The following is a 12,876-nucleotide window of genomic DNA, read 5'->3' as shown; positions in this document are numbered from 1 at the left end:
TCAGCTAAAAAGGAAAAAGTCTACGTCTCTCTCCTCTAAATTTATTTCTGAAGCTTTTTATTTGCATTGAACGGTTCTGCCGAAGCATTGATGCTCCTTTTACCGAAGTAATTCAGGATAGTCTCACAATTATTCACTATTCTATCAAGAGTATTTATCCCTTTAAGTACCCTTTTATAACTTTAACTTTTCAATCTGTTGAACTCTTGATTAAAATTTTAGTTTTGTTTTATAATCAATCACTCATGAAAAAATTAACCGCCCTGCTAATTTTGGTTAGCATGACCTCCTTAGTCACTGCACAGAATATAACGCAGGTAGAAAGTCAGATGCATTTTTTTAAGCTGTGGAACTATGTAAAATATTATCATCCTTCTGTGGCGGGCGGAAGCATTAATGCAGACGCTTTATTTCTGCAAAATATTAATACTGTTGATCAGATTAAGACATCACAAGAATTCAATGCTTTTGTACGCTCTTTTTTAGATAAACTTCCTAAGGTAGAAAATCAAAAGGCTAGGAGATCTAAGGCAAAATTACTTACCCAAAATAGAGATGATACATGGTTTAAATCAGCCCAACTCTTTAATGGAGATAATAAAAAGAGGCTAACTACTATTTTTAAACATCGTTATACAGACAGCATACACCATTATATTCCTGATATTCGCTTTAGTACTGAAATTCCGAACGAGCCTGAATATCCATTTCCTGTAACGGAAAATATACCATATGGATATCGTATGCTTACCCTTGCTAAGATACAGGGAGCGGTGGATTATTTGTTTCCGCATAAGTATCTTATGGATAAAAGTTTTGATAGTCTTTTAAAGGAGAAATTACCTTTAGCTATCGCTTGCAAAACCCGTCAGGAGCACGAGGCTATTTTGCTGGAACTGATAGCTTCTTTTGACGACACACACGCTTTCAAGTTTATAAAACAGATAAAATTCAGGGAAAACATCTTTAAGAACAGCTTTTTCCCTCCCTTTAAATATACTGTCTTTGATGACAGGATCAATGTAACGGAGATTATCCTGCCTGAATATTGCGAGAAAGCGGATATCAAAGTTGGAGATGCTATTTTAGCGGTTAACGGTGAGCCGGTTACCGCATTAGTGAACAGGACCGCGAAATGGGTGTCAGTATCAAACCGGCCAACCTTACGGTATTATTTTTCAGATTATCTTAAAAACCTTGTATGGCAGTCGGACAAAAAAGATTTTGAACTTGCTGTTACGCGAAACGGCAATGAAAGTCCAAAGGTTGTCGAATTTATACACAACCGAGATGCTGCAAATGTGACGAAGCTTACAGATTATCTCAACAATGCATTACCAGACAGGCGTACGGACAGGAGCCTTGATATTCTCTCTGGCGATATTGCTTATTTTAAGATAGGTGAAGTCTTCCGGCTTATAGAGACCGTACCCGATGATAAGATTTTTAGTACAATGGATAGTTTACTTGGCATAGCATCGCGCCAAACGGGGACTATCCTGGATATGCGAGATTACCCGGATTGGGGTGGTTTTGTATTTACAGTCTTTAAAAAGTTTGGTAAATATCCTAATCGCTTTGCCAATTACTTTGAAATTAATAAAAAAGAAATTGGCACCTTTATACTAAACAATGATTACAGTACATATAATCATCCTGATATCAGGGCTGATGGAGGTTCGTACAATGGAAAGGTTGTTATAATTGTAAATCCTGAAACGTTAAGCATGAGTGAATGGAACGTAATGAACCTACAACATATTTTTCCGCAAAGTATAACCATAGGGGAACAGTCAGCAGGGGCAGATGGCGATGAAAAAATGTTGATGCTCCCCGGAGGCTATAAGATGAATTTCACTGGTAATGCTATTTTTTACACCAATGGAACCAACGCCCAGCGAAAAGGCGTACGAATTGATAAATATATGCCCTTAACGCCTGAAAACCTTCTGAGTACACAAGATTATTTATTAGATGAAGCAGTTAAGATAATTAAAAATTAAGTTTCATCTTTTATATTTACCAGTCATATAGCTTTTTTTTAAAAGAAACTGGAATTTACACGAGTATAGTAGCCGGAATTTTTTTTGCCTGGTATTGTAACATAGTAATACTTCTTTAGTCTAGTATATGTAAAATGCCTCCAACGCTAATTAAACCATCCTAGTTAAAATGCTACCTCTCAAAAATATTTCAGCCGGCCTTTTTAAAGTACTATTTTACGTATTGTTTTTCGGTGTGTGTAATGTCTTGTGGTGTCAATCATCAGAGATAACTATTACCGATGTAAAGTTTCAGAGCCAGGGCATTACGCTTTCGGGATCTGTTGTTATGCCTAAAAATGCATTCGCTGCTGTGGTAGTAGTGCATGGGTCAGATCCTGTAAAACGAGAGATGGCATTTGCAAAACGTTTGGCTAAACAAGGTATCGCAGTCTTTACCTACGATAAACGTGGGGTAGGGGAATCAGGCGGCGTATACGTGGGTCCATCTGTAGGGACTAATAATATTAGTACTGAAAATCTTAACCTGTTGGCCGAGGATGCAAGTTCGGCTGTTGCTGTACTTGGAGCTAAATTAAAGGGCAAGAAACTACCCATAGGGTTAGTAGGATTTAGCCAGGCCGGATGGATAATACCTATTGCAGCTACTAAAAATCCTATGGTAAGGTTTATGGTATTGTTCAGTTGTCCTACAATAACAACGCTTGAGCAACTAAGGTTTCAGTTTTACACTAATGGCAACGATAAATTTTGGGATACCCATACTGAACAAGATGCCCGTGAGCATACGAAGAATGACCCAGACAAGTATCAGTTTGCGGCAACAGATCCAAAGGCATCTTTAAATGCCCTTGCAATTCCGGGGCTTTGGGTTTTTGGAGAAAAAGATATACAGATTCCTGTAAAACTGTGTATTGAGCAATTAAATGCATTGAAAGCTAAAGGGAAGCCTTTTGAATACACATTGTTTCCCGATCTAGGGCATAATACTACAGCCGAAAATACACCACAGCCATTTGATATCGCAGTAGCGTGGATAAAACAGATGGTATTGGCTAAGAAGTAAAGATTTACAAAAATGTTTGTTGAATAATTTTTGGATATGACCGCAGGTAAAATAAATTCTTTAAAAAATTACATAAAGTAAATAAAGGATTGCCTTGTCCAGCAATCTGCTTGAAAGTAGTTGTATATAGAAGGTGTCTTATAAAACAAAACCCGCCATAAGGCGGGTTTTGTATTTTATGCTATTGTTTCCTCCGAATTGACAAATACACCAATCAACAAATCCACATACTACGAAGCTGCTTTCAGCCTTTTAAGCAGGGTTTTGTTTAGGTGATGCTCCACGTATTCGCGGTCTATGTGTAATTCGTTTTCGCTGCTACTTGGTAGCTCGTACATGGCCTCAGTAAGTATCGCTTCGCAAAGTGAACGTAGTCCGCGTGCGCCAAGTTTATATTCCAGGGCTTTATCTACAATGTAATCAAGGGCATCTTCGGTAACACTTAGGCTAACATTGTCCATGGCAAATAACTTGGTGTACTGCTTTATAAGAGCGTTTTTAGGCTCTGTAAGTATAGCACGAAGCGTTTCTTTGTCTAATGGGTCCATGTGGGTTAGCACCGGTAAACGGCCTATGATTTCGGGTATAAGCCCAAAATCTTTCACGTCTTTCGGGATAATGTATTGCAGCAGGTTATCCTGGTCAATATTATCCGTGTTTTTAGACGAGCTGTAGCCCACCGCCTGGCGGTTTAGCCTTTTAGAAATGATGCGTTCAATGCCATCAAAAGCACCACCGGCTATAAACAGTATGTTTTGCGTGTTTACCTCGATAAATTTTTGGTCCGGGTGTTTGCGCCCACCTTTTGGCGGAACGTTTACCACAGTGCCCTCAAGTAGCTTAAGCATGGCTTGCTGCACGCCTTCGCCACTTACGTCGCGGGTAATAGATGGGTTGTCGCTTTTGCGGGCTATTTTGTCTATCTCATCAATAAACACTATGCCACGCTCAGCTTTTTTAACATCGTAATCAGCCGCCTGAAGCAAACGTGTAAGTATACTCTCCACATCTTCGCCCACATAGCCGGCCTCGGTAAGCACCGTGGCATCTACAATGGTTAGTGGCACGTTAAGCATACGTGCTATGGTTTTTGCCACCAGGGTTTTACCCGTACCGGTTTGGCCCACCATAAGTATGTTGCTCTTTTCTATTTCTACCTCGTCGTCGCTTTGTTGCTGCAGCAACCTTTTGTAGTGGTTGTATACCGCTACAGAAAGTACTTTTTTAGTTTGATCCTGACCTATAACATACTGGTCCAGGAATGCGCGAATTTCTTTCGGCTTTTTAAGCTCCAGTTCGCCGGCAAGCGATACAGAACCGCCTTGTTTAAGTTCTTCTAGTACTATGCCATGTGCCTGCTCTATACACCTGTCGCATATGTGGGCACTTATGCCCGCTATAAGCAGGTTAGTTTCAGGCTTTTTCCTTCCGCAGAAAGAACATTCTAAAATCTCTTTTGCCATTTTTGTAGTTTTCAGTCGCAGTTTTCAGTAATGCTTACTATTAAAACTGCGACTGTGACTGTTTTATTTTTCTCTTCTTAAAACTTCGTCAATCATACCGTACTCTTTTGCCTCATCGGCCTTCATCCAGTAATCACGCTCGCTGTCTTTGTATACCTTTTCATAAGGCTGCTTAGAGTGGTGTGCTATAATGTTATACAGCTCCTCTTTTAGTTTAAGCATCTCTTTAAGGTTAATTTCCATATCTGTAGCCACGCCCTGTGCACCGCCCGATGGCTGGTGAATCATTACACGGCTGTGCGGAAGTGCGCTACGCTTACCATCGGCACCTGCACAAAGTAGCACGGCACCCATAGAAGCTGCCATACCGGTACAAATTGTAGCTACATCTGGCTTTATGTACTGCATGGTATCATACATACCAAGGCCTGCGTATACGCTACCACCCGGAGAGTTAATGTAAATCTGGATGTCTTTGCTGGCATCTGTACTCTCAAGGAACAAAAGCTGTGCCTGTACTATGTTTGCCACCTGGTCGTCTATGCCTGTACCCAGGAAAATAATCCTGTCCATCATAAGGCGCGAAAACACGTCGAGCTGAGAAACATTTAGCTGGCGCTCCTCCATAATGTAAGGGGTAAGCCCCATAGGGTTTACACGGTTAACCAGCTTATCATAATATAAATTGTTTACGCCGTGGTGTTTAGTAGCGTATTTTTTAAATTCTTTACCAAAATCCATAGTCTGATTTTTTCTTTTTATGGTTATTTAAATAAAATATAAAACGTCAGCTTTATAAAAGCCGACGTTCAAATATACTTATTTTTTGCGAGATATTATTCTCCGTACATTACCTTGATAAAGTCCTGATATGTAACTTCTTTGGTTTTGTACTTCACTTTTTCTTTAAACAGGTCCATCATTTTTTCGCTCATAACCTGCTCGCTAAGCCTTTTAACCTCGTCCTGGTTAGTAAGTACACGTGCCGTAATGCTGTCTACTTCTTCATCGGTAGGGTTAAGGTGGCCAAACTGTGCCATTTGTTGCTTAATGATTTTAGAAGCGTATGCTTTAAGGTCGTCAAACGTAATCTGAAGGCCGTTTTCTGTAATTACTTTACCTTCAATAAGCTGGTAGCGCAGGCCGTTTTCTGATTTTTTGTATTCTTCCGCAGCTTCTTCTGCAGTAAGTTGCTTTTCACCTGCAGTTTGTAACCATTTTACAAGGAATTCTGCCGGAAGTTCAAATGTAGTGTTCTCTATAAGAGATTCAGTAACATCGTTAAGGAATTTCTGGTCTGCCTGTTGTGCAAATTGCTGCTCGGCATCTTCCTTAATTTTAGCTTTAAGCTCCTCTACAGAAGAAACGTTGCCTTCGCCAAACAGCTTGTCAAACAGCTCCTGGTTAAGTTCAGCTTTTTCGTGTGTGTTTACTTCTTCAATGGTAAAGTTTACTTCAATATCAAGTCCGTGTACATCGTCATGGCCTACTTTAAGATAGTCCATAAGTTTGTGGTCGTCATTAAATAAACCTTTTGTAGAAAGGGTAACTACATCACCAGCTTTTTTACCGATGAATTTTTTACCGTCTTTTTTAGTTTTAAATATGTCTGTAGAAATGGTAGTACGGTTGTTAATACCTTTTTCTTCGTTAGTAAAAGTACCGGTAATATCGTCACCTTCTTCTACAGTATCTTTAGCTATTAGTTTGCCAAACTGCTTTTGTATACGCTCTACCTGCTCGTCAAGCATAGTGTCATCGGCTACAATGTTGTACTTAACCACTTTGTTTTTAGCGCCAAGGTCTACAGAGAACTGAGGGGCAAGGCCAAGCTCAAACTGAAACGAAAAATCGTTGGCATCCCAGTTAAAGTCTTCTGTTACTTTTGGTAGCGGGTTACCCAGTATGTCTAGTTTTTCTTGTACCAGGTAGTCGTTTAGTGAAGTCTGAAGCAGCTTGTTTACCTCGTCAAGCAAAATGGCTTTGCCATATTGTTTTTCTATCAGGCTCATAGGTACAGCGCCTTTCCTGAAGCCGGGAATGTTAGCGTTTTTCCTGTAGTCCTTAAGTACTTTTTCTACTTGAGGCGTATAATCGTCTTTGGTAATGGCTACTGTTACAACAGCATTTAGTGCATCAACCTGCTCTCTGGTAATGTTCATTTGTAAAATATTTTGTTTCAAATAGTGGGCGCAAAATTAACGCATTTTTATTTTGCGTACAACTTTTTAAAGTATTGAATTTCAATAGGGCAAAATGCCGCGTTTTTATTGTAAAACCGTTATTTTTTGCTGTCGGATAGCTTAGATATCAAGGCCTGCCCAAACGAAAGAATCAGACTAAACAGCAATGCATCTATAAAACCACGTACGTGGAAACCTTTTACAAAATACGTGCACATAAGTACAAGCAATGCATTGATTACCAAAAGGAATAGCCCAAAGGTAAATATAGTGGCGGGCAATGTAAAGAATACAATAACGGGTTTTACAAAAATATTAAGTAATCCCAGCACCAGTGCTACCATTAATGCGGTAGCCGGGTTGTCTATGGTTATGCCTTCCATAAAGTAGGCCAGCACCAGTACAAATACGGTAGTGAAAAAGATGTTTATTAGTGTTTTCATAGGTCAATGAAAAATGATGCGCAAAATTATAAAAAAAGCACCGCGTAAACGGTGCTTTTTGGTAAAACTATATTTAAAGGAGTTAGTTTGACGTAACAACGGTAGCACCCGGGTAATATGCCGGATTGTATAAAGGTAGTTTTGCCTTATAGTGGCTGTTAATTACTTTTATTATTTCGCTTGCTATAAGGGCATATCCTCGTGCGTTAGGGTGTACACCATCTAGCGAGAATACGGTAGTATTTACGCGTGAAGTACTGAAGTATGCCGCATTGTATACCTGTCCATCGTCATAAGTAATACCGGTAACCAGTTGGTTAAGTATGGCGTTCATGTCTGCAACAGCAAGGTTTTTATCGGCAGCAATTTGTTTTATGCTGGCGTTAAATGAAGTTGTAGCCGTATTAATCAGGTTTATTTCAGACTGAACCAATACGTGCTCGTCTTGCAGAGGGTAGGTAATACCAAATTTGTTAAACGGGGCAGGTATTCCATCTGGGCTTGTGGCTATAACGCCACGGGTAGTAAGCAATACAAGGTCTGCCGCTGTAGCCTGCCTTGCCTGACCATAGGTAGCGCCAAGGAAAGTAGCATATGGTGCTGTTGCAGGATTGCTGCTAAAAGCCGCCGTTAGCTTTAGCCTAAGGTCTTCCAGTGATTCATCTTTTATAAGTAGCGGGTTACCGCCGGTAGTGTTTAGCAGGTTAATCCTGTTTCCTTGCCCAAACGCTGTAAGCGCTTGTTTTAACGGACCGTAAAGTTGTGCGTTTAGCTGTGCTATGGTAGCATCTCCAACAGTAGTATCGCCCTGACCAAGAACAGAAGAAGTTAATGGGTTGTAAGGCACCGTGGTAAAGAACGGAATAGACGTTACATTCGGTATTGTCATTACTACTCCTTTAGCACCATTAGCTGTAAGTGTGTTAATGATAGTGCTGTAAACACTTTTAAATACGTTAGGGTCTGTAATGTCGTTGCTGTTATAGGTAGCAGGATTTGTGTTGCCCGCTCTGTCTTCGCCGCGGCCACCATCCAGTGCGTAGGCAAGTACATCGTTAGAACCTATCCAGTTGGTAAAGAATGTAGGGTTAAGCGTCATGGCATCGCCTAGTACCGTAGCCGATGGCGACGTAGCCATACGTACATAATAAGGGTTAGCCGTTTTTGCCACTACACCGCCTAAGTTTCCATAACCGGGCGCCAGCAGGTGGAATGATTTTGCACCCGGAACGCCCATATTGTTAAAGGCTTTTGCTTGTAAGTTACTTACTTCTATGGTAGATGTACCTTTTATAGGCTCAGGTGAACTAGTTGAAGCGTTAAGCACCAGCCTATTGCTTCCTATTGGGGTTCCGCCCAGCAATAAACCACCAAGATTATTTACGTCGTCTGCATACGATGGCTGAGTAAACGCGCCACCGCCTACAAGGGCAAATTGCTGCGCCAGTAGGTTAGGGTACGAGTACGACTGGCCCACGCGAGACACAGTACCGTCCATATATCCCGCAGTAAGCGAGTTACCTATAGCTACATAGGTGGTAAAGTTAGCCTCACCTGCGCTGTATTCTGCATTGGTAAGTTCTTTGTCAAATTCGGGCTGACAAGCCGTGAAACCGGCGGCCAGCGCTGCTATAAAGAGTATTTTTTTGTTTTTCATGACAGGATGTGTGTAGGTTTTAGAAACTGTAAGAAAGTCCAAGTCCCGGAGAGAATACTACGTTTTTATAAGTACCGCCAAAAGAATAGGTGCCTCCGTCTTCGGTAGCGTGGTCATAACTGGCGTTAACTTCTTTAAAGTGCAGGTAAAGGAATGAAGCGTCTACACCAAGTTTAGAAGTAATCATGTATGTAAAACCACCGGTGTAGCCCTGAGAGTCGTTACGAGGTGTTTCTGGTGCAAAATAACCCGGTTGCACTGGGCTTTCGTCATAATACCATCCTACGCGGAACGATACTTTATTGTTTGGTTTAAACTGTGTTCCTAAACGGTAGGTGCTGGCATCTTTATAGTTCCTTGGGTTAACCGATGTAGGGATGCTGTTTGCAAAATCCACAGTAAGTGCTTTGTAAGCATTCCAGTAGGCGCGGTTGTAGTCAAAGGCAAAAAGCCACTTGTCTGTAAGCTGAACAGATAAACCTGCGGTTATCTCTGCAGGGAGTGGAAGGTCTGCGTTGAATTTTGTATTGAAGTAAGTGCCTTGTGCATACGCCGGTACCTGGTTAAAGGTGGCGTCGCCGTTACGGGCTTCCATGGTTATGTGCGAACGGTAGTTAACGCCCAGTCTTACTTTTTCATGAGGGTTAAACATAAAACCTGCGGTCCATCCCCATGCGGTTACGCCTTTGGCTTCCAGGTTTACGTCGCTTGGGTTGCCCTGCTCATCGGTAAGGCTGCGCGACAGGTTACGGTCAAAAGTTACACCACCGTTTACATAAATAGGACCACCGCCTACGCTAAAGTAATCAGTAAGTTTTATAGAGATGGTAGGTTGTATGTATATTGCCTGTAGGTCAATGTTGTTTACAAGGTTAGCACCCTGCCAGTCTCTGTCCCATTCTACGGCACTACCGTAAGGAGTGTACACGGCAAGGCCTGCGGTAAGCCAATCGGTAATGCGGTACGATGCGTAGAACTCGGCAGGTGTACCCATGTTGTTGGTTGATGATTTCCAGTTATACGTGTCGTTCTGGAACTTAGTGCGTGCAAAAAGCAGGTTGCCTCCTACAGATGCGTTAAACCTGTCTTTTAAAAATGAGGCTCCCGCCGGGTTAAAAAACAGCGTTTCGGCGCTGTTTACTACAGCAACCCCGGTATGGCCCATGGCAAGTTGTTTTTGTCCCTGCAGACTGATGCGGTATCCGCCGGCAAAGGCACTAGATGCTGTTACAGCTGCCATGGTTAAGGATAATAGTTTTTTCATGGGTTGAAATCTAGGTTAGGTTATCAAATTACTAATATCTATATCAAATTTAGAATAAATTATCGATTTCGCAACGATTGGCGTAAAAATATTATGTAGGCATAATAATTATTTTGTCAAAAATAGGCGGTATAGTTTGTAAAATAATCACAAAATCAATGGTTTTTTTATTGTTTTTGTATGCGTGCATATAATTATGCAACAGAAAGGTGTGTTGTGGGCTTAAAATCAAATTATTAATAAAAATATAATTGTTGTGGTGCTACGGTGTTTTTACGGTAAATTCATACAAAAAATAGACCTTATCATGCTAAAGAAGATTGTATACTCCTTTATAACACTCGCTGTTTTGGCTGTGGGTGTAAATTTTGGCGTAAAATATTACGCCAACAAAAAACTGCCTGCTGTTTTAAAAGAGCAAAAAAACTTTCCGTACACAGTTTCTTATAACGAGCTAGATGTTAACGTATGGATGGGGAGTTTTACAATAAAAGGAGTGCAGCTTCGGCCCAAATCTACTGCGGCAGATACGCTTAAAAACACCTTGTATGCCAGTATAAAGGAAGTAGGTGTGCGCGGCTTCAGCGTATGGAAGCTACTGCGAACCAACAAAATTGTGGCTAATAGGGTAGAGGTTATACAGCCCGAGGCGGTACTGTATGATACCAAAAGGAAATATGATATTAAAGATGATGTAGAAAAGCCCTTCAGGCAGGTAATACAAACAGGTTCGGTTTCTATAGAGCAGGGCCGGTTCCGTATGCTTGATTCGCTAAAGCATCCTACGCTAAAAGTGTCTAATGTGTTTTTCACCCTTACTAATATAACGGTAGACAGCACATCGGTACAAAAAAATATTCCGGTACGTTACCGCGATTATACCCTAAAGGCCGATAGCCTGTACTATCGCGCCGGTAAACTCTATAACATAACCGCAGCCCATATAGCGGCAACAGACACTTCTTTTACCGCCAAGAAGTTTCACCTGGTGCCACGGCAGACCAGGAAACAGTTTGTAGCTATCGTTCCGGTAGAAAAAGACCAGTTTAATATACAGGCAGAGAGCCTTAGTGTACAGGGAGTCGACTGGGGTTTTGTGCGTGATACGTTTTACTTGCATACACCCCGCGTGGTTTTAAATAACATAAAGGCTAATATTTACAGGAGCAAAGAGCCAAAGGACGACCCTAAGCGAAAAAAGCTGTATAGCGAACTGCTGCGCGGCCTTGCATTTGATCTGGATGTGAAAAAGCTCCAAATTAAAAATTCAGATATTCAGTACGAGGAGCAGATTGATTTTAGCAAACCGGCTGCACGTGTTTCTTTTTCTAAATTTTATGCTACTGCCGGTAATATATGCAGTACAGTGGGCAGGAAAAAGCTGCCAGATACCCGGATAGATGTGCAGTGCCTGTTTATGAGAAAAGCGCCGCTAAGTGTAAACTGGGTTTTTAATACCCGTAACCTAAATGATGCTTTTACCATAAAAGGGCATTTACTAAATATACCCAGCGAAGATATTAACCCGGTTGCGAAACCTTTAATGAACGTTACCACAACCGGTATACTTAATGATGTTCGGTTTACCTTTAACGGAAACAAGGAACGTGGCGGTGGATCTTTTGCCATAAAATATGACGACCTTAAAATAGCGATGTATAAAAAAGATGGCAAAAAGAAGAATAAACTGCTTAGTGCTGTGGGTAACCTACTGGTAAAAAATGACAGCGATAACCGCCTTAAGGAAGCCCATCCTAATGTTGACCGTAAAAAAGATAAATCGGTGTTTAACTTCCTTTGGCTTTTTGTACAGCAAGGGCTCAAAGAAACGGTTTTGGTAGGAATAGTGTCTGGGTAGGTTTAGCGCAGCTGCCGTAACAGGCTGAAAAAATAGGGGCACAGGCTGCCGCCAAACCTCGGGTTTATTTCAAATATTTTGGGTTTACCATGAATTATCTTATAATCTACGCAGCAAAGGCCTTCAAATTCTATTGTATTTAGAATTTGTGTGAATTCATCCCTAAACCGGGAAAAGACCATCTCTTTGGTAATCTGTTGCTCAGTACCCTGTAGGTAAACACTACGATTATAGGTGTAACGTATAGTTATCATAGCGGTAATCTGTGCGTTTTTAAATACGATATGGGCAGCATATTCATGTATCCCCGGGATTAGTGCCTGCGTGAAATAATCAGGGGCAGAAATTAATGTGTCCACATTCATTTCGTCAGATTGGTTCTTGATGATGTAGGTATCGCTACTATATTCGCCCGTTTGTTTTTTGAGTATATAAGGGTATGTACTACTGCTATCAGGAACAAAGGTTCCTAAACCTTTTAGCCTTAGCGTGTCGGAAAAAAGCTTCTTGTTGTCGCATATCCGTATGGCTTCTAACGATGGTAAAGGTATAATGGTTTGATTAATAAAGTCTCTTTTTTTATGGCACACCAGTAGGTGCGGTACGCTCATAGGCACAACGATGTTGTACGCTGTAAAATCAGTATCATTATTAAAATCAGAAAATGCTATTGAAACCCCTGTGCCTGCAAAACTACGGGCAATAATGTTGTTTCGGTGGCTTCCTTTATCACTAAATAATATAGATATTCCTGAAAGCCGTTGCCTGGGGAATAAGATATTTTCCTTGTAACAATATGCTTCTGATTTAAAACGTGCACGTAGTTTGGCATACAACGCACTCCTGAAAATCAGTTTCAGTTTTTGCCCTTTAAGGCTATCATCATTCATAAAAATAGTAAGGTAGTAGTGTGGCGATAAAGGTAATAAAGTTGGTTTA

10 protein-coding genes are annotated in these 12,876 nt (G+C 41.0%); 3 read left to right on the top strand and 7 right to left on the bottom strand.

Features of this window, described 5'->3' with window-relative positions; translation table 11 throughout:
• The first annotated feature begins 245 nt into the window (after positions 1 to 245).
• Together ACLI08_RS11190 and ACLI08_RS11185 are read left to right on the top strand one after the other, a co-directional pair.
• Entirely contained in the window at positions 246 to 2,003 is a 1,758-nt protein-coding gene (locus ACLI08_RS11190) for a S41 family peptidase (protein ID WP_411428574.1), read from the top strand.
• A gap of 169 nt (positions 2,004 to 2,172) precedes the next feature.
• Entirely contained in the window at positions 2,173 to 3,069 is an 897-nt protein-coding gene (locus ACLI08_RS11185) for an alpha/beta hydrolase family protein (protein WP_411428573.1), read from the top strand.
• A 230-nt stretch (positions 3,070 to 3,299) separates the two neighbouring features.
• Here ACLI08_RS11185 and clpX read toward each other — a convergent pair whose 3' ends face one another.
• The 6 genes from clpX to ACLI08_RS11155 all read right to left on the bottom strand — a co-directional run bounded on the left by clpX (position 3,300) and on the right by ACLI08_RS11155 (position 10,079).
• The gene (clpX, locus tag ACLI08_RS11180; protein WP_411428572.1) at positions 3,300 to 4,532 is read right to left on the bottom strand and encodes an ATP-dependent Clp protease ATP-binding subunit ClpX; all 1,233 of its coding nucleotides are present in this window, start codon (positions 4,530 to 4,532) and stop codon (positions 3,300 to 3,302) included.
• A 63-nt stretch (positions 4,533 to 4,595) separates the two neighbouring features.
• On the bottom strand, positions 4,596 to 5,273 hold the full coding sequence (gene clpP, locus ACLI08_RS11175) for an ATP-dependent Clp endopeptidase proteolytic subunit ClpP (protein WP_411428571.1): 678 nt from the start codon (positions 5,271 to 5,273) through the stop codon (positions 4,596 to 4,598).
• A gap of 95 nt (positions 5,274 to 5,368) precedes the next feature.
• Positions 5,369 to 6,694 carry a trigger factor gene (tig, locus tag ACLI08_RS11170; RefSeq protein WP_411428570.1) on the bottom strand — a complete coding sequence of 442 codons (1,326 nt, stop codon included), beginning with the start codon at positions 6,692 to 6,694 and terminating at the stop codon, positions 5,369 to 5,371.
• 119 nt (positions 6,695 to 6,813) lie between these two features.
• Positions 6,814 to 7,158 carry a phage holin family protein gene (locus ACLI08_RS11165; RefSeq protein WP_411428569.1) on the bottom strand — a complete coding sequence of 115 codons (345 nt, stop codon included), beginning with the start codon at positions 7,156 to 7,158 and terminating at the stop codon, positions 6,814 to 6,816.
• A gap of 82 nt (positions 7,159 to 7,240) precedes the next feature.
• Positions 7,241 to 8,815: an SGNH/GDSL hydrolase family protein gene (locus tag ACLI08_RS11160; RefSeq protein WP_411428568.1), complete on the bottom strand. Its 1,575-nt coding sequence runs from the start codon at positions 8,813 to 8,815 to the stop codon at positions 7,241 to 7,243.
• Between the two features lie 19 nt (positions 8,816 to 8,834).
• Entirely contained in the window at positions 8,835 to 10,079 is a 1,245-nt protein-coding gene (locus ACLI08_RS11155; RefSeq protein ID WP_411428567.1) for an OmpP1/FadL family transporter, read from the bottom strand.
• Between the two features lie 307 nt (positions 10,080 to 10,386).
• Here ACLI08_RS11155 and ACLI08_RS11150 point away from each other — a divergent pair, with 307 nt between their 5' ends.
• Entirely contained in the window at positions 10,387 to 11,937 is a 1,551-nt protein-coding gene (locus tag ACLI08_RS11150) for a hypothetical protein (protein ID WP_411428566.1), read from the top strand.
• A gap of 2 nt (positions 11,938 to 11,939) precedes the next feature.
• Here ACLI08_RS11150 and ACLI08_RS11145 read toward each other — a convergent pair whose 3' ends face one another.
• Positions 11,940 to 12,827: an ATP-grasp domain-containing protein gene (locus ACLI08_RS11145; protein WP_411428565.1), complete on the bottom strand. Its 888-nt coding sequence runs from the start codon at positions 12,825 to 12,827 to the stop codon at positions 11,940 to 11,942.
• Positions 12,828 to 12,876: the final 49 nt, after the last annotated feature.

It is taken from the genome of Flavobacterium sp. RNTU_13 (assembly GCF_046614455.1).
Classification (GTDB): Bacteria; Bacteroidota; Bacteroidia; order Flavobacteriales; family Flavobacteriaceae; genus Flavobacterium.
This window is presented reverse-complemented; position numbering and strand designations above follow the sequence as displayed.

Coding starts and splice junctions, on each gene's coding strand:
- ACLI08_RS11185 (WP_411428573.1), top strand. CDS start 2,173: ATGCTACCTCTCAAAAATATTTCAGCCGGCCTTTTTAAAGTACTATTT.
- clpP (WP_411428571.1), bottom strand. CDS start 5,273: ATGGATTTTGGTAAAGAATTTAAAAAATACGCTACTAAACACCACGGC.
- ACLI08_RS11165 (WP_411428569.1), bottom strand. CDS start 7,158: ATGAAAACACTAATAAACATCTTTTTCACTACCGTATTTGTACTGGTG.
- ACLI08_RS11155 (WP_411428567.1), bottom strand. CDS start 10,079: ATGAAAAAACTATTATCCTTAACCATGGCAGCTGTAACAGCATCTAGT.
- ACLI08_RS11145 (WP_411428565.1), bottom strand. CDS start 12,827: ATGAATGATGATAGCCTTAAAGGGCAAAAACTGAAACTGATTTTCAGG.
- clpX (WP_411428572.1), bottom strand. CDS start 4,532: ATGGCAAAAGAGATTTTAGAATGTTCTTTCTGCGGAAGGAAAAAGCCT.
- tig (WP_411428570.1), bottom strand. CDS start 6,694: ATGAACATTACCAGAGAGCAGGTTGATGCACTAAATGCTGTTGTAACA.
- ACLI08_RS11150 (WP_411428566.1), top strand. CDS start 10,387: ATGCTAAAGAAGATTGTATACTCCTTTATAACACTCGCTGTTTTGGCT.
- ACLI08_RS11190 (WP_411428574.1), top strand. CDS start 246: ATGAAAAAATTAACCGCCCTGCTAATTTTGGTTAGCATGACCTCCTTA.
- ACLI08_RS11160 (WP_411428568.1), bottom strand. CDS start 8,815: ATGAAAAACAAAAAAATACTCTTTATAGCAGCGCTGGCCGCCGGTTTC.